This is a genomic window from Variovorax paradoxus (assembly GCF_009755665.1).
GTDB lineage: Bacteria > Pseudomonadota > Gammaproteobacteria > Burkholderiales > Burkholderiaceae_C > Variovorax > Variovorax paradoxus_G.
Genome location: NZ_CP046622.1, coordinates 590,558 through 612,007, shown reverse-complemented (window position 1 = coordinate 612,007; position 21,450 = coordinate 590,558). Strand labels below are relative to the sequence as shown.

General features: G+C 68.0%; 14 protein-coding genes. All 14 read right to left on the bottom strand.

Features of this window, described 5'->3' with window-relative positions; genetic code table 11:
* Positions 1–17: 17 nt before the first annotated feature.
* Positions 18–2,723 (bottom strand): type VI secretion system ATPase TssH, encoded by a 2,706-nt coding sequence (gene tssH / locus GOQ09_RS02800; RefSeq protein ID WP_157611786.1) that lies wholly within the window; start codon positions 2,721–2,723, stop codon positions 18–20.
* 39 nt (positions 2,724–2,762) lie between these two features.
* Positions 2,763–3,842, bottom strand: coding sequence for a type VI secretion system baseplate subunit TssG (tssG, locus tag GOQ09_RS02795; protein ID WP_242630968.1), 1,080 nt, complete (start codon positions 3,840–3,842; stop codon positions 2,763–2,765).
* Positions 3,839–5,731, bottom strand: a complete 1,893-nt coding sequence (tssF, locus tag GOQ09_RS02790) for a type VI secretion system baseplate subunit TssF (protein ID WP_157611785.1) — start codon at positions 5,729–5,731, stop codon at positions 3,839–3,841. The genes tssG and tssF overlap by 4 nt, the downstream gene beginning before the upstream one ends.
* Before the next feature lie 7 nt (positions 5,732–5,738).
* On the bottom strand, positions 5,739–6,254 hold the full coding sequence (gene tssE, locus GOQ09_RS02785; RefSeq protein WP_157611784.1) for a type VI secretion system baseplate subunit TssE: 516 nt from the start codon (positions 6,252–6,254) through the stop codon (positions 5,739–5,741).
* The gene (locus GOQ09_RS02780) at positions 6,247–7,056 is read right to left on the bottom strand and encodes a type VI secretion system accessory protein TagJ (RefSeq protein WP_157611783.1); all 810 of its coding nucleotides are present in this window, start codon (positions 7,054–7,056) and stop codon (positions 6,247–6,249) included. The genes tssE and GOQ09_RS02780 overlap by 8 nt, the downstream gene beginning before the upstream one ends.
* A 25-nt stretch (positions 7,057–7,081) precedes the next feature.
* Positions 7,082–7,648, bottom strand: coding sequence for a type VI secretion system tube protein Hcp (locus GOQ09_RS02775; RefSeq protein ID WP_157611782.1), 567 nt, complete (start codon positions 7,646–7,648; stop codon positions 7,082–7,084).
* A gap of 69 nt (positions 7,649–7,717) precedes the next feature.
* The gene (locus GOQ09_RS02770; protein WP_157611781.1) at positions 7,718–9,730 is read right to left on the bottom strand and encodes a caspase family protein; all 2,013 of its coding nucleotides are present in this window, start codon (positions 9,728–9,730) and stop codon (positions 7,718–7,720) included.
* Positions 9,727–10,851: a hypothetical protein gene (locus GOQ09_RS02765; RefSeq protein ID WP_157611780.1), complete on the bottom strand. Its 1,125-nt coding sequence runs from the start codon at positions 10,849–10,851 to the stop codon at positions 9,727–9,729. The genes GOQ09_RS02770 and GOQ09_RS02765 overlap by 4 nt, the downstream gene beginning before the upstream one ends.
* Before the next feature lie 28 nt (positions 10,852–10,879).
* Positions 10,880–11,629, bottom strand: coding sequence for a hypothetical protein (locus tag GOQ09_RS02760; RefSeq protein WP_157611779.1), 750 nt, complete (start codon positions 11,627–11,629; stop codon positions 10,880–10,882).
* A gap of 30 nt (positions 11,630–11,659) precedes the next feature.
* Positions 11,660–13,282, bottom strand: coding sequence for a murein transglycosylase A (gene mltA / locus GOQ09_RS02755; protein ID WP_157611778.1), 1,623 nt, complete (start codon positions 13,280–13,282; stop codon positions 11,660–11,662).
* A gap of 54 nt (positions 13,283–13,336) precedes the next feature.
* The gene (locus tag GOQ09_RS02750) at positions 13,337–15,226 is read right to left on the bottom strand and encodes a serine/threonine-protein kinase (protein WP_157611777.1); all 1,890 of its coding nucleotides are present in this window, start codon (positions 15,224–15,226) and stop codon (positions 13,337–13,339) included.
* Between the two features lie 714 nt (positions 15,227–15,940).
* Positions 15,941–16,513 (bottom strand): type VI secretion system-associated protein TagF, encoded by a 573-nt coding sequence (tagF, locus tag GOQ09_RS02745; protein WP_242630967.1) that lies wholly within the window; start codon positions 16,511–16,513, stop codon positions 15,941–15,943.
* Positions 16,510–20,109 carry a type VI secretion system membrane subunit TssM gene (tssM, locus tag GOQ09_RS02740; RefSeq protein WP_157611776.1) on the bottom strand — a complete coding sequence of 1,200 codons (3,600 nt, stop codon included), beginning with the start codon at positions 20,107–20,109 and terminating at the stop codon, positions 16,510–16,512. Before tssM ends, tagF begins: the two co-directional genes overlap by 4 nt.
* Entirely contained in the window at positions 20,106–21,434 is a 1,329-nt protein-coding gene (locus GOQ09_RS02735; RefSeq protein ID WP_157611775.1) for a DotU family type VI secretion system protein, read from the bottom strand. The genes tssM and GOQ09_RS02735 overlap by 4 nt, the downstream gene beginning before the upstream one ends.
* Positions 21,435–21,450: the final 16 nt, after the last annotated feature.

Below are 21,450 nucleotides of genomic sequence, written 5' to 3'. Positions count from 1 at the left end.
GGGGTGCTTGTGTTGTTTCAGTCGAAGGCGTAGGTAAAGTCGGCGTCCTTCACGTCCAGCGCCACGCGGCGAATCTCGCCGCCCGAGGCCAGCCGTTGCAGGTACTCGACCGAAATCGTCGGCAGCACGGTGTTGGTCAAGATCGCGTCGATCACACGCCCGCCGGACTCCGGGTCCTGGCAGCGCGCAACCACCTGGTCGACCACCGCGTCGCTGTACTCGAAGGGCACGCCGTGGTTGGTCTCCACGCGCTTCTTGATGCGGCCCAGCTGCAGCCGCACGATCTTCTTCATCATGTCTGGCGACAGCGGGTAGTAGGGAATGGTGACGATGCGGCCCAGCAGCGCGGGCGGAAACACCTTCATGAGCGGTGCCTTCAAGGCATCTGCCAGTGCGTTCGAATCGGGCAGCAGCTCGGGGTCGCGGCACATGCTCATCACCAGCTCGCTGCCGGCATTGGTGGTGAGCAGGATGATCGTGTTCTTGAAATCGATCATGCGGCCCTCGCCGTCTTCCATCCAGCCCTTGTCGAACACCTGGAAGAAGATCTCGTGCACGTCGGGGTGAGCCTTTTCGACCTCGTCGAGCAGCACCACGCTGTAGGGCCGGCGGCGCACGGCTTCAGTCAGGATGCCGCCCTCGCCGTAGCCCACGTAGCCGGGCGGCGCACCCTTGAGCGTGGAGACGGTGTGCGCCTCCTGGAACTCGCTCATGTTGATGGTGATGATGTTCTGCTCGCCACCGTAGAGCGCCTCGGCCAGAGCCAGTGCGGTCTCGGTCTTGCCCACGCCCGAGGTGCCGCAGAGCATGAACACGCCGATGGGTTTCTGCGGGTTGTCGAGCCGCGCGCGAGACGTTTGAATCCGCCGCGCGATCATTTCCAGGCCGTGCTTCTGGCCGATGACGCGTTGGTTCAGCGTGTCGGCGAGCTTCAGCACCGCCTCGACTTCGTTCTTGACCATGCGGCCGACGGGAATGCCCGTCCAGTCCGCCACCACCGAAGCCACGGCCTGCTCGTCGACCGAAGGCAGGATGAGCGGCGACTCGCCCTGCACCGCATGGATCTTCGCCTGCAGCGCATGCAACTCTTCGAGCAGCGCGGTGCGATCTGGAGAGGCGGCAATGCCATTGCCTTCCTGGCCGCCTCCGCCCGCCGATGCATCCACCGGCTTGTTCCCCGCCCGCAGCTTCGCACGCAACTCAAGCAGCCGGTCGACCAGCCCTTTTTCTTCCTGCCAGCGCGCATTCAAGCCTTCGAGCTGCAGCTTCGACTCGACCAGCAGCGCCTCCACCTGCGCCGAGCGCTTGGTCACGTCGATGCCGATGGTGGCCTCGCGGCCGATGATCTCCTGCTCGACCGTGAGCCCCTCGATGCGGCGCATGCAGTCTTCCACCTCGGGCGGCGTGGCGTGCTGCGACACCGCCACGCGCGCGCAGGCCGTGTCCAGCAGGCTCACGGCCTTGTCGGGCAGCTGGCGCGCGGGAATGTAGCGGTGGCTCAGCTTCACGGCCGCTTCGATGGCTTCGTCGAGCAACTGCACGCGGTGGTGCTTTTCGAGCACGCTGGCCACGCCGCGCAGCATCAGAATGGCCTTGACCTCGTCGGGCTCGGGCACCTGCACCACCTGAAAGCGCCGCGTGAGCGCCGGGTCTTTCTCGATGTACTTCTTGTACTCGGCCCAGGTGGTGGCACCGATGGTGCGCAGGTTGCCGCGCGCCAACGCAGGCTTCAACAGGTTGGCCGCATCGCCGGTGCCCGCCGCGCCGCCGGCCCCCACCAGCGTGTGGATCTCGTCGATGAAAAGAATGATGGGCGTGGGCGAGCTCTGCACCTCGTCGATCACCTGGCGCAGGCGCTGCTCGAACTCGCCCTTCATGCTGGCGCCCGCCTGCAACAGGCCGATGTCGAGCGTGAGCAGCTTCACGTCCTTCAGCTGCGGCGGCACGTCGCCGCGCGCAAGGCGCTGTGCAAAGCCTTCGACCACCGCGGTCTTGCCAACGCCCGCCTCGCCGGTGAGCAGCGGGTTGTTCTGGCGGCGGCGCATCAGGATGTCGACGATCTGGCGGATTTCTTCGTCGCGCCCGGTCACCGGGTCCATCTCGCCCTTCTTGGCCTTCTCCGTCAGGTCGACTGCGAACTTCTTCAACGCGTCGCCCTTGCCCATGGCAGCCGGCGCCATCGCGCCCGAGTCTTCGCCCGGCGCGCCGCTGCCCATGCCGGTGCCGTCCTGCGCGCGCATCTGCGATTCGGGCGAGGCGTCGCAGATCTTCACGAAGTTGTCGGCCAGGTCTTCGACTTTGACCTTCTCGAACTGCTTCGACAAGCCGAAGAGCGGGTTGCGCATGCTCTGCGTCTTGAGCATGCCCACCAGGATGTAGCCGGTGCGCACCTGCGCCTCGCCGAACTGCAGCGTGGCGTAGGTCCAGGCACGCTCGATGGCGTTCTCGATGTGCGGAGAAAAGTCGCTGATGGCAGTGGCGCCGCGCGGCAGGCGGTCGAGCGCGGCAGTCATGTCCTTGGCAATCACCGAAACGTCGAGCCCGTAGTGCTGGATCACGCGGTGCAGATCCGAGTCCTGCGCCTGCAGCAGTTGGGCGAACCAGTGCTCCAGCTCCACATACGGATTGCCCCGCATCTTGCAGAACACCGTGGCGCCTTCGATGGCTTTGTAGGCCAGCGAGTTGAGCTTGCCGAAAAGGGCGGTGCGGCTGATTTCACTCATGGAGGACTCCGTATCTCTTCAAGACGAATGAAGATGGGTTTATTGAAGTGGAAGCGCGTGCGGCCGCCGGTTCGCGCCGGCCGGCTGGCTTGCAATGCGCACGTCGGCCGCGTCGCGCGAGCGCGGCCTTTGTCCGAGCCACGCAATCCATCCGAGGCGCGGCGCATTGCCTTTCGCCTGCCCCAGGCGCGTGGGCGGCACCTGCGCGCCTTGCAGCGCAAGCTGCGCGTCCCACTCGAGCTCGTCACCGAGCAGTTGCTGCATCCAGCGCTGCAGCACGGGCTGCGCATCGCCGATGGGAAGGAACATGCGGTACTGGTCGAGCGTGAGGGGGCCCACGTGCAGCCGCACGCGGTGCTGCCTGTCCCAGGCGCGCGTGCCGAGCATTGCGCCCATGCCCATCGATCGCAAGGTCTCGCCCTGGCCGAGCCGGGTGAGCTCGCCGGCGGGCAGGCTCATCCAGTGGCCGACCCAGCGCTCCAGCTTGAACGGCACGCCGAAGTAGCTGCACAGCACCGATTCCACACCTTCGGCGTTGTGCACGCGCCGCGCGAGCCAACCCGAAAAATGCAGGCGCGCGTCGTCGTGCACCTCGTCGCGCCCGATGCGTCCCGGCGCGCCGATGCCAACCAGCGCACCCACCTGCAGCCTGAACCTGTCTTCGCTGGGCCGGTCGAGCGCCACGGCCGGCCGCGACTGCGCCCAGGCCCGGTAGAAGTGCAGCGAGAAGCGATGCGAGAAGCTGTCCAGGAAAGCCAGCCACGTCGGGTCGCCCTGGTTGATGCTGCGCTCGCGAATGAAGTCGCTCAGGTGCACCGGCAGCGGACCGTTGGGACCGATGTAGCTGAAGAAATGCTGGCGCAGGCGCGGCGGCGAATAGGCGGTGGCGGGCTCGAAGCGGCTGAAGCTGGCGGGCGCAAACGAGAGCGAAGGCTCCTGCCCCACGCGCACCGGCTCCGCGTTCGGCAACAGCGCGCGGCCCCAGCGCGGCGTGGTCCCTGCAATCGATTCCAGCCGGCGCAGCACCGCAAAATAGTCGAAGGCCCACGGCTCGGCCGACCACTCGCGCAGCGCGTTGTCCACGCGCGTTCCGACTGGCTCCGCACGGGCGACGCTCACAGAATCTGGCGTGTCCCGCACAGCGGCCTCCAGCGCATGATTTCGCCCTTGCCCGCAATACGCAGCACGGCCTCGACGAAGTGGTTGACCTCCACGTGGCGCGCCAGGTAGCGCGCCATCACGGCGCCAAAAAGAAAGACGCTGTGGCCGTGGAACGCATCCTTGTCGACTTCGAGCGTCACTTCGAGACCGCGGCCGAACGCAATCGGCCCCGGCAGCGGCAGTCTGCGTGCCACGGGCTTGCTCTTGACCGAGAGCAGGCCGCGCACCTGGCCCTGGCGCATTTCGTCCGCGTGCGCGGCGTAGAGCATCAAGGTTTCGCGCAATGCGGCGGCGCCCTGCTCGGGCGTGCTGTCCGAAAGCGACAGGTAGTTGAGTGCCAGGTGGTCGACCACGCGCCAACCGAGGCCCTGGCTGACCACCGGCGAGACCGGCCGCGAAGGCCCGCGCACCATGCGCACGCGCTGCGCCGGAAAAGAGTCGATGCAATCGAAGTCGTTGTCGCGGCCCAGCGGCATCAGGAGCGGCAGGTCGCGGTTGGTGCACAGCGCGGTCACCGCCAGCTGGCGCAGCGCGGTCGAATACGGCGCCTGCTGCGGATCGACGATCTGCATGTACACCTCGGAGCCGATATGGCTGCTGCGGTGCCCTTCGGTGCGCTGGCGTACCGAAAGCATGCGCGGCTCGCGCGTCGTCGTGTAGTAGGCCGGGTGCGCGTGGCGGCTGCCATGAAAAGCCGAATAGAACGGGCGAAAGGACTGCTCGGCCGCCACTTCCGCCGCGCCCGGTGCGCCGTGTCCGGTGACCTCGGTCACGGTGTGCACTTCAAAATCCTGCGGGCGCGTGCGGTCGGGCACCAGGTGGAACTGGCTCACGCCTTCCGACACGGGTACGCGGTCGAGCCGCTTGCTGAAGAGGTTGGCCACCGGCACGCAGTGCAACTGCACGTTGTCGGCACTCACCAGCTTTTCGAGTGCCGCATCGCCGCGCGAGAAGAGCAGCACAAGCTCAAGCTCCGCCGCGGCCATGTCCGCCAGCAGCGGCTGCAGGCCGCCGATGCGCGCGAACTGAAAACGCTGCGGAAACGCGAAGTACTCCTGCAGCAGCCTGAAGCCCGAGAAGCCGGTGGCCGTTACCGGCAGCAGCGCCTCGTCTTCCTCGAAGCCCACCGGCTGGATGGCACTGCCGGGCAGCGTCTTCATCGCGCCTTGCATTGCACCGCCGGGCGCCATCGGCCGCACCAGCACACCCACGGGCTGGCCCAGCGCGCATTCGTGCAGTTGCCACGCCACGTCTTCGGCGCCGCCGAAATGCAGCACCAGCTCGTCCATGGCGATCTGGCCGAAGTTCAGCCCCGCCGTCGCGCGCAGCGCAATGCGCAGCCCGCCGCGAATTGCGCGCGACTGCGGGTGCGCATTCAGCGGCAGGTCCGGCGCATAGGTGAAGTACTGGGCCCGCAGAATCTCGATGGGCCAGACGCGCAGTGCGCTGGCCGTGCGGAATTCGCAGTGCGTGTTCTGCCCTACCGCCTGCCGTGCGCGCAGCCCGCTGCCGCGCGGCAGCGTCGGGCCGGTGGCAAGCTTGGCGTCATCGGCATCGGGCGTCACCGACACAATGGCCATGGCCGGCGTGGGCGCCAGGAAGTGCGGATAGACGATGTCGAGCAGATGGCCCGTGAAGCGCGGGTATTCGGCATCGAGCTTCAGCCCCACGCGTGCCGAGAGGAATGCCGTGGCCTCGATCAGCCGCTCGACGTACGGGTCGGCGACCTCCTGGCCTTCGATGCCCAGGCGGTGCGCGATCTTCGGAAAGGCGCGTGCGAACTCCGAAGAGCTTTCGCGGAAGTAGCGCAGTTCCTGTTCATACAGGCTCAGCAACCTGGGGTCCATGGCGGACTTACCTCTGGGATTGCGCCATGTCCACGATCTCTATGCGGCCTTCTTCCAGGTCGACGCGGCTGCGCATCAGGAACTCGAGCGGCACGGGCTGCGCCCACAGCATGCCGCGGATCTGCAGGCCGATGCTGTTGTGGGAGTCCAATGCCGAGCCTTCCATGACGAGTTCAACTTCGAGAGTGCGGGACAGGATGCGTGGCTCGAACTGCAGGATTGCGTTCTTCAAAGCCTGCTCCATGCTGACACGCTGCACCGACGAGGTGTACTGGCCAGACAGCATAGGCAATCCGTAATTGATGACGGAGCGCGCCGCATTGGGAAAGCGCTTGTCGTCCATGGCAAGGCCATAGCTGGTGGCATTGAAAAGCCAGCCGAGGTCGCGCAGCACGGCTTGGCGCAGCGCCTGCTTGGTGAGCGTGCGCTTGTCGTCGCTCTCGCGCTTCTCGTCGGGCGCATGGTCGACGAGGCGATCGAGCAGCGACGGCTGCAGCCGCTCCTGTGCGGTGAGTTCAGCCACCGGTGCCGTCCTCCGACGGCGTGAACAGGATTTCGCGCACGTCCATCAGCGCGTACTCGCCGGCGTCGCTGCCCAGCACGCGCTGGCCGCTGCCGATCCACACCTCGGGCCGCAGTTCGCGCCACTCGGTCTTGCGTGCGAGCTGCAGTTCGCCGTCCGCGCTGTTCTCGCTGCCCTCGTAGCGCGTGGGAATCAGCGCAAGCGTCTCGCCGCCGTTCTCGAACTGCAGGTGGGCGGGCATCCAGACGCAATCGCGCAGGTCTTCGGGCGGCTCGATCTTGACGTGCGCGAGCCGCACATAGGGAATCCAGTAGTACTTGCCGTTGACGAAAGCTTCGAGCACCGGGCCGAGGCGCATGTCGGCATCGGCCAGCCAATCGAACGGTGCGCCGTCGATGGTGCCGCCGATGGCCGGTGCGGCGTCGAAGGCGCGCTGGCGCAGGTCTTCGGCCATGCCGTCTTCACCGCGGCCCTGGCGCAGCAGCGATTCGATCAGCAGCGCCAGCCATTCGTCCGGCTGGCCGAACACCATGGGCGTGCGCTTGCCCGCGAACACTTCTGCGCGCAGGCCCTCGCAGCGCACGGCTTCGCCGTACACCTGCTTCATCGGCACGGCCAGCGCATCGAGCTCGGCCGCCACGGTGAGCTGGTTGAGCGCGCGCTCCCATTGGCCCAGCACGCAGAGCAGCTGCGCCATGAAGACGCGGTGCTTGCTGTCGGACGGCTTGGCGCGCACTTCGTCGCTCAGTGCCTTGAGCGCAGCCACCGGATCGGCGGCCTTCAGCAGTTCGGATGCGGTCATGGTGTGGGGCCCCGGTTGGTTTCGATCACTCGGTGGATTCGAAGACGCACTCTCGCACCGCACCGCGCGCGCCCGCCTCCTTTTGTGGCGCCGAGCGGATGCTGAAACGCCTGAATGCGAAGCTGATGATTTCCGTCGGCACGCCCAGCACGCTGTTGGTGAGCAACATGTGGCTGGTCACCCGCACCTTCTCCATGGTGAACTCCAGCATGGACTGGGCCTCGGTCGACTTGACGTCCCCGCCCGACTTGTAGACGCTCACGATCACCTTTCCGGCTTCTGCATTGACCCGCAGCAGGCTCGCGATGGAGGCCGTGGCCGCATCGGTGCGGCGCACGACGATGAAGTTCGACAACGCGCGCGCCGCCGCGGCGCGGCCGGATTGCGAGTGCTGATGCCCGCCCCAGAAATAGCCGGCAATTTCCAGGCGCGGCTTGCCGTCTTCGAACTGGCGCGCCAGCTCTCCCTCGATGGGAGTGCCCGAGTGTTCGATCAGCATCACGAGATCGCAGCCGCTCGCCCCTCCCAGCGCAAGATCGAGCATGCGCAGCGCGTCGTCGGGATCGGGGACTCCGTTGGAAGTCATGGACATGGGCTTCTCCTTCTCGGTGATGTGTGATTCGGTGGATGTGTGCGGATGGACGTGTGCGGAGGGGCCTGGTCAGGGCGCGGCGAAGTTCGTCCAGCGCAACATGGCGCCGTACACCTGGCGCTCGCGCTCGGGCGTGAGCTGGCCGCGCACCCGCAGTTCCGCGGTGGGGGTCGTGGCTTCGGCGGTGCCGGCGCCGAACAGGCGCGGTGCACTGCGGGCCTGGGCCGGCGTTGCCAGCACCAACAGCCTGGCCGGCCGCCCGGGCTTGAGCCACGGCAGCGCAAAGCGCTTGGAGGCAGGCGACTCGCGCGTACCGCGTTCGAAGCGATTGGCTTCGCCCAGATCCTCGGGATAGACCGACCGCAGGACTCCCTGTGCATCGACACCGACCACCACGAGATCGATCGACTGGCCGCTGCCGTTGCGAACCATGAGCTCGGCGCGCTCTCCCGGCCGCAGCTGCAAGGCGCTGCCGGCGGTGTCGCGCACGTTCGCGCTGCGCAGCACGCGGCTGTCGTCGCGCACTTCGAGCACGGCGTCGAAACCGTCGAGCCGCCCGTCCTTTGCCAGCTCGGCAAGGCGCGACATCCACTTGAGTTGCGCCAGTGCCTGGAGCCGTACGCGGGCTTCGGCCATGTCGCGCACCACGATGCCGGACGGCGCAGAGCCTGCCTCCGCAGCCGCAGCGAGCGCGGGAGACAGCAGCTCCAGCCGGCCACCCGCCGCGCCAAGGTCCACCCAGCGCACATCGGCTTGCGCCTCGCCCGCCGTGCGGACGGAGGCAGGGTAGTCGAGGCTGAGCCCGCCGGGCAGCGCGGAATCGCTGCGCACCCGCAACGCCGCCGAGGCCGGCTCGCCCATCGGCGTCACGCTCCATGAAGTGGCCTGCGCGAGTTCGGCCAAGACCGGGGGGACAGCCAGCCGCGCGCTGCCGAGATCGGCCTGCGCCAGCCTGCCCTGCGCCGTGCGCTGGATGCCGTCGGCCAGGGTGGCGACGATGCGAAGCTCCTGCCCCGGCTCCAGTCCGTCGAGCAAGCCGGCCTTGAGCGTGAGGCTGCCGCCCGCGCGTTCGGCACGCCACACGGGCCGTGTCGAAAGAGGTGCCGAGGCGTTGGCGAAGATCGGCAGGTCGAGGTTGCCCTCCGCCACCGGCGACGGCAACTCGCGCGCGGGAAAGCGCGATTCGAGTTCTTCGATCACCGGCGGATACAGGTCCAGCACGCCGTTGAACAGGTCGCGCCAGGTCGCGGGCTTCTGCTGCAGCGCCTCGGCCACCGCCCACGTCAGCAAACCCTGGGGCCGCGCGTTGCGGGCCTTGCGCGGCAAGCGCAGTTCGGGCGTGACCTGGTGGCTCTCCGACGCGAAGAAGGCCACATAGCGCGCGCGGGGCACGCCGGCCGCAGCCTCGGGCAGCGCCTGCATCGGCGGCGGTGCCGCGGAGGGCCCGCTCGCAGCAAGCTGGCCGGCACGCACGCCGCGAAAGCGCACTTCATCGTCCGCGGGGCCGGCGTCTTCCGGCGGCTGTGCCGCGCTGCTGCGCGTCATCGAGGCCGCGGAGCAGGTGTCGAACACCGACCACACGAACACGTTCTTGCCCAGGAAGGCGCGGATCCAGCGGTCGAAGTCGACGTCGCGCAGGCCGCCCGGCAAGCTGCCGCCGGACGCATCCGTGCCCCGGGCGTCGCGTGCCAGAAAGTTTTCCGCCAGGCCATCGGGCTCCTGGTAGCGCTTGGTGCTGTCGCGCACCCGCGTGCCGTGGCCAGAAAAATAGAGCATCACGAAATCGCCCGAACGGGACTGCTCGAGCAGCCGGGCCAGCGCCTCGTTGATGCGCTCGGCTTCGGGCAGCGAGGCGCCCGCAACACCGTCGGCCAGCACGGTGACATCGGCGGGCGCAAAGCCCTGTTTCACCAGGGTCTGCCGCATCAGCATCACGTCGTTGCGCGGCGCCTGGAGCCACAGCGCCTGCGGCTGGTTCACCAGTTCGGACACCCCCACGAGCAGCGCGCGCTGCACTGCCGCCGCGTTGCCGCCCGTGGCAAGCAACACCAGCAACAGCATCAGGCGCGCCGCAATGGTCATGGCCGCTCCGGTGCCGGGCCGGCCGATGCAACCAGGGGGGACGCCGCCAAGGCGGCCAGGCCCTGCACGGGATCGGCCACGCGCAGCCGCCAGCGGCCGTCGGCACCCGGACCGCCGACCACTTCTGCAGAAATCGACTGCAGCAGGCGGTTGGTGTCTTCGACGCGCGCCTCGGGCTTCCAGCGCACCACCAGATCGGCAGGTGCGGCGGCGGTGGCGGGCGGAGCGGAGCGGAACCGCACATCGTCTTCTTCGGTGCGCTGGCCGAAAAGGCTCACGTTCTCCACCACGAGCACCAGCGCGAGCACCGCGAACGCGGGGCGCATCCAGCCATCGGCAGTGAACCAGCGGCTGATGCTGCCCCACCAGCCGTCCGCGGGCTTCAGCTGCGGAATGGCGCGCGCCGTGCCCGCCGCGGCCGATGCGCTGCTCAACTGCGATGCGGCATCGCGGTAGAGCGCCTGGTAGTCGGCGCGCGGGTCTTGCGCGCCCAGTGGTGTTCCGCAGAGCACCGAGAACACGTCGCCCACGGTGCGCAATGCGATGTGTCCGGGTTCGGGCGCAATGGCCAGCGGCGCCTGTGCGCTCCACTCGTCGTGCACTGCGCGAATCGCGGCGAGCCGCGTGGCCGAGACTTCGCCGAGCACGCGCGCGCAAAGCTGCGGACTGGGTTCGAGCGTGAGAACGTTCCAGGCCTGGATCAACCCGAAGGCGGGCTCGAAGGGTTCGTCGTCGGGCTCCAGCAGCACGTCGTGCGCGCTGGCCCAGTCCGCCTCGCCCGCGGCCATCCAGCCTTGCCACAGGTCGTCGTGGATGCAGCGGTCCAGCAGCACGCCGAGCAGCCGTCCTTCGTGCACCACGCTCACAAGGCGGCCCGGCGCCCATCGCGCCGTGAAGGCACGCTGGGCCACGGCCTCGCGGCGCCGGGCCAATTCGGTCAGGGGCAGCAACAGGTCGAGCACGGCGCGCGGCGGCTCGGCAGCGGCGCCGCTGGCGGATGACGTGCCCGGCATGGCCACGACGGACTCCTGCCCCGCGGCGTCCGCGGCAGCAGGCGCGGCGCCCCCGGCCTGGAACGCACTTCGGATCACGCTGAGAGGGGGCCAGAGTTCGGTGTTCATGGCGGTCTGTTCCTGAATGGCTATGTCTTCAGGCATAAGACGCTTCAGCACCGAGGATTTTGAAAACCTGCAGGATCGCGGCCATGTTGTCGGGCTCGATGGCAATGCCCAGCGTCTGCTGGATCCAGCCGCCCAGGCGGGTCTTGGCATAGTCCGCCGTGAGCCCCTCGCGCTTGTGCACCAGGCCGAGCCGGCCCGCGCGGTAGTGATAGGAAGCAATGGCATGGCGCGAGGCAATGCCTGACAAGCCGCCTTCGGCCTCCTTGCCGAAGCCTTCGCACAGCAGGATGCGCTCGGGCTCGGGCAGCCCGGCAATGAACGCGCGCGCGGCCTGCTGCACCGCGCCGGGGCTCAGCCCGTGCTCCGCAAGGCAGCCCTCGTGGTCATCGCTGCTGCCGATTGCGTCTTCGAGCTGCGCCTCGGTCACCTGGTCGCCGATAGAGAGCTTGCGGCGGAACGAACTCGCGCGCGTGCAGTCGATGAGGTAGCGCCTGAAATAGGCGCACAGCGCAAAGGCGCTGGAGGGCGCGCTGTGGCTCGCGCGCTCGTCGGCCTCGTCGGGGTCGGCGTCGAGCCGCAGCACCTTCACGTAGATGAACTGCGCCACCAGCTCCTGCCGGCCTTCGCCCAGCACCTGGAGCTCGGGCGGATTGCAGGCCACGAGCGCATCGCCCACGATGCGGTACATGGTGCCCATGTCGTGCGAAGACAGCGTCTGACGCCGCCGCCAGAGGCGGACGAGTTCCGTACTTTCTGCGGACGACAGCGTTTCCTGCATGAGACGACAAGGATTCGGAAGACAGCCGGGCTAGTCGTCCACGCACACGCCTTCTGTCGGCACCAGGCATTGCGGCAAGCCGGCGCCCGCCGGACCGCCGCGCGTGCGAATGGCCGAAGACACCGCCGCCGACGCCACGGCCAGGCCGCGCGGCAGCAAGATCCAGAGTTGCCCGCGCTCCTTCATGCGGCGCGCGTTGGTCGCGGCCTGCTGGCCGTTGCCGAAGAAATAGTCGGCCCGCACCGCGCCGCGAATCGCACCGCCGGTGTCCTGCGCAATGGTCAGCCGCTGCATCGGGGCACCGGTGCCGGGGGCGCGGGTAGACACGAACACGGGGTAGCCGAGCGGCGTGCTGCGCGGGTCCACGGCAATCGAACGTCCCGCCGACAGCGGCACGCCGAAGGCACCTACCGGCCCACCCGCGGGCGATGTCGATTCCTTGAAGAACACGTAGCTCGGGTCCTTGATGCCCGAACCGATGACCGGGCCGGCCGTGCGCCGCCCCGGCACCACGACGGCGCCGCTGGCGGTGGGCCGCGCGAGCGTGAAGCCGCGCGTGCGAATGGTGTTGGTCGAGGTGCCGCCGGGGTCTTCGTCGTCATCGCCGTCGTCCAGGTCCAGCTCGATGGACGAGCCGCGCACCTTCACCGGGCTGCGGGGCTTGCCGTTGGACGCCTGCGCCAGCGTGGGGCGGAAGGGCTGGCCGTTCTGCTCGGCGTAGGCCACGCGAATGATGTCGCCGTTGGCCAGCTTGATGCGGCCCGAGCCCTGGATCTGCATTTCGTACAGCGCGGTGGCGCTGCTCACGAAGGCCAGCACCTTGGCGTTGGGCGCACCCTTGGTTTCGATTTCTTCGCGCGTGTAGTACGGCAGCAGCTGCTTGCCCTCGACGCGCAGGCGCACCTTGCGGTCGAGCGTGTCGCGCGTGATGGCCGAGAGGTCGAGCGCATAGAGGCCCGGCGCACCCATGTCGCGCGTGCTGAGGCCGCTCTGCACCACCACGTTGCGGCCTTCGACGCGCGCCGCCACGGTGCCGTTGCCGGCCGGCAGCTTGCGCGCATCGGCAAACAGCATGTCTTCGGGTTGGCCGTACACCGGGTAGATGAAGGGCGCCGCGTATTGGCGGCTGCCCGGGATCTCGGGCTCGAAGTAGCCGGTGACCACGCCGTCGGGCTTGCGGTCGTCGTCGCGGATCTGGTAGGCCGAGAACTCCTGCTCGAAGAAGGCGCGGATGGCGGTGCTGTTCCTGCTGTCGACCCTGAGGGCGCGCGCACACACGTCCTTCCACTCGGCACCGCGGCCGGTGAGCACCTTGCAGCTGCCGAGAAACGCCGGCCAACTGTCGGAAAAATCGTCGCGCGCCCAGCCCGGCACGGCATCGAAGCTGACCGAGGTGTAGGTGGCCAGTTGGGTGGAGAAGGTGCGCGCCTGGCCGGCCACGCTCGAGCCGACCGGGGCCGGGCGCGATGCAGCCGCCGGCGCTCCGCCTGCTGTTGCCGTTGTGCCGGAAGCGGCCGCCCCGGTGCTGGCGTTGGCGTTGGCGCCAGCGGTGGCCGCTGGCGGCGTGTTGACGCAGCCTGCTGCAAATACGGCCGCGGCGGCGGCAGCCCAGCGAAGGGCGGAAAAAATGAAAATCGGCGACTGCGTGTACATGAAAGCCTCCTTGTCCGGAAAGACGGCCCCTTCGAGCCAATGCTCTACAGACGATTACTTCTCGACGATTTTGAAATTCGCGACGCCATAGACGTCGTTGCACGGGGTGTTGGGCGCGCACACCGGCTTGCCCAGCAAAGGCGACGGCCCCGTGCCGCGCGTGGCTTCGAGCGCCGCCAGCACGGGCAGGGGAAACTGCGGAAACACGCCGTCGTTCTGGACGCCAGAGGCGCCGAAATCGCGCTCGTGCTCGCTCACGAGCACCGCGAACTGGTTGGTGCCGGCCGGGCCGCCCGCATCCATCGGCCACGAAGCGCGCGGCAGCGAGAGCGGGCTGCCGGCGGTGATCTTGTTGTGCTTGTCGAGCAGGTTCGGAAACAGCAAGAACATCTCGCCACCGCTGGACAGCAAAAACACGTAGACGAAGCCGTCGCGCTTGCTGCGCACTTCGAACGCGAGCCTGTCCTTGCCGATTGCGACCTCTGGCTTCTTCGGCGCGGCCGCCACATCGAAGGCCGGCGACGCGCCTGTTGCGAGCGACTGCAGCGAGTCGAGCGGCGTGCGGGGTGCCGGAGGGGGCGGCGGCGGTGGTGGAGGCGCTTCAGCCACGCGAGCCTCGGGCGGCGGTGGAGGCGCCACGATGGCCTGCTTGCCGCCGCCACTGTCGCCCTCAGCGGCCGTGCGGCCTTGGTACCACCACCATCCACCGCCAGCCACCACGGCGGCCACCGCCAGCGATGCGATGGCGGGCACGGCCTTGCTTCTGCCGGAGCCGCCGCCGCTGTCCGTGCCCTGCACCGGTGGATTGCCTCGACCGATGATCGTCGGCGCGTCGGCGTTGCTGCCCGTTTTACGCGAGCCGGGCGTCACAGGCGGCGAGGTGCGCGGCACCGGTGCGATGCTGTGGCCCACCTCCAGGTCGAGCGCCGCGCGGAACTCGGCCATCGACTGGGGCCGCGACTCCGGCCGCACGCCCAGGCCCGCATCGATCGCCTGCAGCAGCCGCAGGCTGTAGCGCTGGCGCAGGATCTCGTTGCCCGCCAGCGGCACATAGCTGTCGGACAAGAGCCGTGCCACCGAGGGCGGCGGCGCGCGTCCGCAAACGGCCACGTGCATCACCGCCGCAAGCGCATAGACATCGGTCCACGCGCCCTGCGACATGTCGGGCATTTCGGCGTACTGCTCGATGGGTGCGTAGCCGGGCTTGAGGATGACGGTGATCGCCTGCGTCTTGTCGGTGATCACGCGGCGCGCGGCACCGAAGTCGAGCACCACCGGCCGGCCCGAGCCTTCGAGCAGGATGATGTTGTCGGGCGCGATGTCGCGGTGGTAGCAGTTGGCGCCGTGCATCACGCCCAGCGCCTGCGTCACGCCGTCCATGATGCGGATGAGCCAGGCCTCGTCCACGCCCGCCGGAATGGACACCAGCGCCTGGCGCAGCGTGTCGCCGCGGTAGAACGGCATGACCATGTAGGTGGTGCCGCGCTCCTGCCAGAAACGGTAGACCTTCAGCAGCGAGGGATGGTCGAACTGCGCGAGCAGGCGGGCTTCGTTGATGAAGCTGCGCATGCCGAGGTCGAAGGTTTCGCGGTGGCGTTCCGACAAGGGGACGACTGTTCCGTCCTGCTGCCTTGTCGAGAGTGACGTGGGCAGGTATTCCTTGATGGCGACGACGCGTTCGAGGGCGTGGTCCCAGGCTTCGTAGACCACGCCGAAGCCGCCCTGGCCAACGACACGGGTGATTTCGAATTCTGCGAGGCGGCTGCCTACGGGGAGGAGGCCGGCTTCGTTTGCTTCTGTGGCTGGGCTTGTGACGGGGGCGTTGGACAGGCTAGTGGGGCTGGCGGTGATTACCGTTACTGAGGTGTCTGTTTGCTGGACGGGTCTTGACATGACCTGGGTGCGGTCGTCTTCTGTCGGCTTGTTGGGGTTTGCTTCGGTCATTGACTTGCTCCCGTATGGACGTTGACGGGGGCTTGCTTTCCGAGGCCGGGTGTCGCCCCGGCGGGCGACCTACTTTTCTTTGCTTCGCCAAAGAAACGTAGGCAAAAGAAAGGCGACCCCACTGTCTGCGTCCCTCCGCTGCGCTGCGGGCAACCTGCGGTGCTCGGGTTTCGCGGGGTCTCGCAGAACTCGCTTCGCTCAGACAGCTGCGAGCCCTGATCCGCGAAACCCTGCGCTCCTCGGCGCATACAGAGGGGCTTGGAAACCGAACGGGCCTTTGCTTCGCTCGGCCACCGGGCCACTGCGGCGCTGCGCGTCGCAGTGGTTGGCATCGAGCGGGGCTGATGGCTGTTGGTATTGGCTGTTGGTATTGGCTGTTGGAGCCGAGCGAGAGCGAAGGCTGCCCGCTCCCACCCCTTCTGTATGCGCCGAGGAGCGCAGATGGAGGCGGGATCAGGGCCGCAGCTGTTTGAGCGAAGCGAGTTCTGCGGACCCCCGCCGGAGTCGAGCACCGCAGGTTGCCCGTAGCGCAGCGCAGGGACGCAGACAGTAGGGGTCGCCTTTCTTTGCTTACTTTCTTTGGCGAAGCAAAGAAAGTGAGTCGCCCGCCGGGGCGAGACCCGGCCTCCGACAACAAAACAAAGCAAGGAGTTCATTCCCCCTCCCCCACAAACAAAGCCTCGAACTCCCCATCCAAAGGCAACCCGGCAACCATCACCCCGGCGTCAGCCGAAGCAGCAGGATCGTCCAGCCACAAGGACCTCCCCGCCCCCGGCAAAGCCAGCGACTCCAATCCCCCTTCGCGCACCTCACCACCTTGCGTCGCAACAAACAACCGCTCAAGCAAAGCATCGAACCCCAGCGCATCCATATCCCCCTCAAGCCCCTCCAGCGCAGCCCGCGTCCCCCGCTCCCACCAAAGCAGCACCCCCGCAGCGCATCGCCCCCCAGCGTCTCGCCAGCAAATTCATCGAGCTCGACAGCCAGCGTGATCGGAAAGTACCGCCCCACGCCATCGACCGAAGGCATCATCACGCCGATCCAGGCACCCTCACCCGCCACGCCCGGCCCCAGCGCAAAGCACCACACCGGCGCCTGCAGGTAATGCGAAATCCAGTCTTCATGCCGGTCCTTCAGCCGTGCCAAGCCGCGCTGCAGCCAGTGATCCCACGCCGAGCGAAACGACTCAGGCAGCCGCCGGTGCGCAAAGTCCCCCATGCCCGGCAACTTGCCGAACCATCCTGGCAATGCAGCAGCAGAAGAAGGAAAAGCAAGCGCGTCGCTCACAACCCCTCCGGACAGGAAAACTCACGCAGTTCCTTCAAGCGGATCGGATGCTGCACGCTGTTCGTCGTCACCTCGAAGCGCGTCTTGCGGGGCCCGACCTGGAAGGTGATGAAGAACTTCTCGGGCGCATCGCCGGCTTCGAGCTGGCCGTCGTCGAGCGCGCGGAACAGCGCCCACGGCCCATCGACGGCGGAGCCCGAACTGCCGATGGTCGAAGGCGGGCTCACCTGAATGCGCACCTGGTTGCTGCCCTTGGGGCCTGGCCATTGCACCGCCATGGGCACCACCGGGCCGTGCGCGTATTTCACGAGCTGGCCGTCCACGTCGAGAATGAATTGGGTAATGCCCGCGTCCATCTCCACCGGCTTGAAGTCCAGCCGCATCGAAGGGCCGCGGCCGCCGCCGCGAAAAAAGATGTCCTTGATGCGCGCGGCCCGCTCGAACTGCGCCAGCGCCTGCGTGGTGACGGCGCCGCGCTCGGCCACTGGCTTGTAGCGCCACGGCTTGGTGCTGGTGTCGACCAATGCGGCCAGCCGCTTCTGGAAAAACTCGTCCATCAACCCGCCAGCGCCGAACATCTGGCCGAAGTCCTCGGGCAGCACGTCGCGCTTGCTGCTGCCCACGAAGGGGTAGCGGCCCGCAATGGCGCGGTTGCAGAACTCGGTCACGGGGCGCAGGTCCTGGCTCAGGTTGCCGCGCTCGGCCACCTGCGCCTGCGCGGCGCCCGACTGGCTCAGGTTCTCGACCATGGTGCGCACCGGCTCGGGCAGGCGCCCGGCGTCCGACTTGAGCTTGCCGGCCACGTCGCCGGGCGGCGGCGAGGTGCGGCCCTTCACGGCCGTGTCGACGGCGTTGAGGTACACATACACCTCGTTGAACAGCTTGAGCGCCTCGTCGATGGGCGCGGGCTGGTTGGGCGCAACGGGCGTGACCAGGCGGCGCAGCGGCTCGAAGCGGTCGTCCACGATGCTCTCGATGCGCTTGCCGCTGGCCACCGGCTTGTTCGGGTCGCCGCCGAAAAGGTCTTCGAGGCCCTTGCGCGTGTTGGCGACCGTGGCGGTCGCCTTGCTCACCACGTCCTTGGGCTGGTCGGCGGGAATGAGCGTGGTTTCCTTCACCACCGCGCGCAAGAAGTTGGCAAGCGGCGAACCCACGCCCGAGAGAATGCGCGCGGCCTCGATGTTCTTCTCGAGCCCGGTGGCGCGAATCAGCCGCACGTCGGCCAAGAGCGTCTCCCATACCTTGACGTATTCCGCCAGGTAGAGCCGGCGCACGCGGTCGGTCAGCGCGCCGAGGGCGGCCACGTCGCGCATGCGGTCGGTGGCGCTGCGGTCTTGCCCGAGCACCCACGGGTCTTCCTGCGCGAGCAGGCCGGTGAGCACCGTGACCTCGTTCTGGAAGCGCTTGTGATAGCCGTCGTAGGTGAACATGCCCGGCACGCCTTCGGTGAGCGGCTTGCCGCTGATGCGCTCGAACACCAGGGGTGCCGAGGGGCCGGCGGCGGTGGCGATGCTGAAACCCGGAATGTCCTTGGTGGCGCGCTGGCGCTTGAGGCGGCTGAACACGCGCTGCTCCAGCGGATAGCTCGCGAGTACAGCGCGCACGCTGCGCACCAGGTTCTCGTCCATCTTGAGCGGCGAGCGCGGCGGGCCTTGTGCAATGAGCACGTCGAGCTGGTCTTCGAGCGCCTGGCGCTGGTCTTCGGGAATGCCGCGGTCCAGGCTGCGCGCCCAGTCGAGCGTGATCCAGGCCTTGAGCGCCTCGGCATCGAAGTGCTCGGGCTGGTAGAGCATGAGGTAGCTCTTGAGCGCCTCGTACGTGTATTCGAGGTTGTCCTTCTGCGCGGTGCGCAGCTGGTCCTCGATGCGCTTGGCGATCTGCGGCAGGAAGGCGTCGTTGAGCGCGCGCTGGTGCGTGAGCATGGCGGCCGCATCGAGCTTGTCGCCCTGGTAGAGGCCGAGCGTCATCGACAGCGGCTCATCGCCCTGGCGGTTGTCGGGCGTCTTCCAGATGTCGCGCAAGCCCTGCAGCACGGGCGCCACCTCCACCAGGTTCTGCACCCGTGAAGGCAGCGCCGCAAGATTCTGGCGCGCAGGCTCGACACGGGCCTCGACCGACTTCAGGTAGTTGACGTTCTGCAGCGTGCTGTAGCCCCAGCCCGCCAGGAGCGCAAGCGTGACCAGCGTCATGGCTGCGACGCCGGCCATGCGCAGCGTGTGGCGTCGGCGCTCCAGCTTCACGTTGGCGCCGGCCAGGCGCTGTTCCGGGAACACCACCTCGCGCAGCAGTGCGGTGAGAAAGTAGCTGCGGCCGCTCGACTTCTGCGGCGCGAGCATGGCGCGCTCCAGGCCGAAGCTGCGCGCAAGGCTGCCCATCACGCGATCGATCGGGCTGCCCTCTTGTGTGCCGCTGGTGAAGTACACGCCGCGCACCCACGGCGGCTGGGCAAAACGCGAGCCGGTGAACACCTGGTCGAGCAGGTCGGAAAGCATCGAGCCGATGGAACCGAACTGCGCCGGAAAGCCGAAGATCGCCGCGCGCCGCGTGCCGTCGGTCTCGCGCTGCATGCGCGCGATGAGACCGTCGTTGACGCGGTTGTGCAGCAGCGCAAACTCGCGGTTGAAGGCGGTGGATAGGCCCTTCTCGTCGGCCTGCACGTTCTCGTCGGCCGGGAGCGTAAAGCCGAACACCTGCGCGCGCTGCTCCTTGCCAAGGTCATCGAAGTAGTCGGTGAAGCCGTAGAGCAAATCGCTCTTGGTAACGAGCACGTACACCGGCAGCCGCGTGGTGAGCTTCGCATCGAGTTCCAGCAGCCGCGCGCGAATGGAGGCCGCCAGCTGCGTGCGCTGCTCTGGGCCCTGGCTCAGCAGGTCGGCCACGCTCACGGTCAGGAACACGCCGTTCAGCGGGCGGCGCGGGCGTGCCTTCTTGAGCAGGCCGAGGAAGCCTTCCCATGCACTCTTGTCTTCCGACTGGTGGCTGTCCTGCGTGGTGTAGCGGCCGGCGGTGTCGATGAGCACGGCCTCGTCGGTGAACCACCAGTCGCAGTTGCGCGTGCCGCCCACGCCGCGAATGGCGCCGGGGCCGAACTTTTCCGCCAGCGGAAACGAGAGGCCCGAGTTGACCAGCGCGGTGGTCTTGCCCGCGCCGGGTGCGCCGATGAACACGTACCACGGCAAGTCGTACAGATAGCTGCCGCCGGAGATGGAAAGCCAGTCGCGCCAACCGGGCTTCTTGCCGGCCGCGTGCAGGCGCATCTGCTTGAGCGTGGCCACGGCTTCGCTGAAGCGCGTGTCCAGGATCTTCTGTTCGCCGTTGACCGGTGCATCGGTCTTGGCGGACGGCGCCTTCATCAAGCCGTCGGTCAGGTGCTGGCTCGCACGGCGCGCGCGCCACCGGCGGTAAATCGCGCGCAGCACCACGATGAGCACGATGGCACCGATCAGCAGCGCGCGCACGAGTTCGCTTTCGAACGGCGCCAGCGCGCCGATCTTCACCATGGGGCCGATCCACCAGATCAGCAGCGCGACGATGACCAGCGCCAGCAGGGTCAGCAGCAGCGGGCTGAACAGGAAGCCGAAGATTTTCTTGATCATTTCGTCACTCCCGCCGAAGCCACCCGGTCGGGCTCTGACAACAGCACGATGTCGACACGCCGGTTGCGCGCGCGGTTGGCCGGGGTGTCATTGGCGGCCACGGGCTCGGCGTCGGCCTTGCCATCGGAGCGCATGCGCGCCGGGTCCACCAGCGTGGTGAGCGAGCCCTTCACCGCATCGGCGCGCGCGGCCGAAAGATGCCAGTTGGACGGATAGCGAAGCGAGCGGATCGGCTGGTTGTCGGAGTGGCCGGTGATCAGCACCTCGCCCTTCACCTCGGCCAGCGCCTGGCCGATGCGGCGCAGCACCGGCAGCGATGCGGCCATGGGCTCGGCACTACCCGAGCCGAAGAAAGAGTCGCCGCGCAGGCGCACCACGCTGCGGTCGGCCTCGTCGGTCACCGTGACCAGGCCCTGCTTGATCTCGGGTTCGAGAAAGCGCGCGAGCCGCGGCGACTTGGCCGGTACGGCGGGCAGCGCAATCTGTATGTTGGGCACGCGCAGGCCCGACACGGCGGCATAGGTGGTGTCGGAGCGGTAGTTGAGCGTGAGCCTGAGGCCAAACCAAGCCAGCGCGAGCAGCAGCGCAAAGCCCGCCGCAAACACCCACAGCGGCAGCGATTCGCGCAGCCGCACCGTGCCCGCACCTTGCCCGCGCCAATGAGGAGAAAGCTCGGCCTCGAGCGGCGGGCGGTCCTTGGCGATGAGGTCGGCCAGGCGCTGGCGCACCGAATCGAGCTGGGCGCGGCCGTTGTCGACCACGCGGTAGCGGCCTTCGAAGCCGAGTGCGAGCACGCTGTAGATCAGCTCCAGCAGCTGGCGGTGCGTGGGCACGTCCTGCGCGAGCTTGGCAAGCAGCTGGAACACTTTTTCGCCGCCCCAGGTCTCATTGTGGAACTGCACCAGGAGGCTCTGCTTGTTCCAGCCGGCCTGCACGCCCCAGGGCGTGTTGGCCACGGCTTCGTCGAGCGCGGTGCACAGCACATAGCGCGCGGCAAGCACCGACTCGTTGCTCACCCCGGCGCGGCGAGCGGCGGCGTCGAACTGGTTCACCGCGTCGGCGGTGGAGGCGCGCAGGGCCGGCACGTTGGGCGGCTGCGCAAGATTGCGCAGCTTGCCGATCAGCACCAGCAGCTTGCCCGCGGCCGAGACCAGCGGATTGAGCAGGCCGATGTCGCCGACCTCAACCGCGGGCGTGGGATCGGCACCGCCGAAGAACGGCGCGGGTGCGGCCGCAGGCGGCGGCGTGCCGGCAGGCGTGCGCGGCTTGGGCTTGATGACCGTGCGCTCCGACTCGAAAGCGGCGAAGGGGTCTGGTGTGGTCATGATGGTGTTCCGTTTC